Annotated in this window: 2 rRNA genes; both read left to right on the top strand. The window is 47.6% G+C overall.

Annotated elements, in window-relative coordinates:
* Positions 1 to 128 (top strand): 16S ribosomal RNA (locus tag ABE048_RS17380); the annotation flags it as partial.
* A 176-nt stretch (positions 129 to 304) separates the two neighbouring features.
* Positions 305 to 939: ribosomal RNA gene (locus tag ABE048_RS17375) — 23S ribosomal RNA — on the top strand; the annotation flags it as partial.

Genomic DNA, 939 nt, shown 5'->3' with positions numbered 1-939 from the left:
AGAGTTTGTAACACCCGAAGTCGGTGAGGTAACCTTCATGGAGCCAGCCGCCTAAGGTGGGACAGATGATTGGGGTGAAGTCGTAACAAGGTAGCCGTATCGGAAGGTGCGGCTGGATCACCTCCTTTCTAAGGATAATTACGAGAGCGCTTTTGTTTTGTTCAGTTTTGAATGAGTAATTCATTCAAATAGGAAAGACAAACATCACGATGTGATGGATTCTTTCTGCTTTGTTCCTTGAAAACTAGATAATAGATAGAAGGCAATTAATTTTTTTCAAAGCATCTGTAAGATCTTTTTTAACGGTTAAGTTAGAAAGGGCGCACGGTGGATGCCTTGGCACTAGGAGCCGATGAAGGACGGGACTAACACCGATATGCTTCGGGGAGCTGTAAGTAAGCTTTGATCCGGAGATTTCCGAATGGGGAAACCCACTGTTCGTAATGGAACAGTATCTTTACCTGAATACATAGGGTACTGAAGGCAGACCCGGGGAACTGAAACATCTAAGTACCCGGAGGAAGAGAAAGCAAACGCGATTTCCTGAGTAGCGGCGAGCGAAACGGAATTAGCCCAAACCAAGAGGCTTGCCTCTTGGGGTTGTAGGACACTCAACATGGAGTTACAAAGGAACGGGGTAAATGAAGCGACCTGGAAAGGTCCGTCGAAGAAGGTAAAAACCCTGTAGTTGAAACTTCGTTCCCTCCTGAGTGGATCCTGAGTACGGCGGGACACGAGAAATCCCGTCGGAAGCAGGGAGGACCATCTCCCAAGGCTAAATACTCCCTAGTGACCGATAGTGAACCAGTACCGTGAGGGAAAGGTGAAAAGCACCCCGGAAGGGGAGTGAAATAGATCCTGAAACCGTGTGCCTACAAGTAGTCAAAGCCCGTTAATGGGTAATGGCGTGCCTTTTGTAGAATGAACCGGCGAGTTACG

This window comes from Rummeliibacillus pycnus, assembly GCF_050459865.1.
Classification (GTDB): Bacteria; Bacillota; Bacilli; order Bacillales_A; family Planococcaceae; genus Rummeliibacillus; species Rummeliibacillus pycnus_B.
The sequence above is the reverse complement of the archived record's forward strand: the minus strand, read 5'-3'. Positions and strand labels throughout refer to the sequence as shown.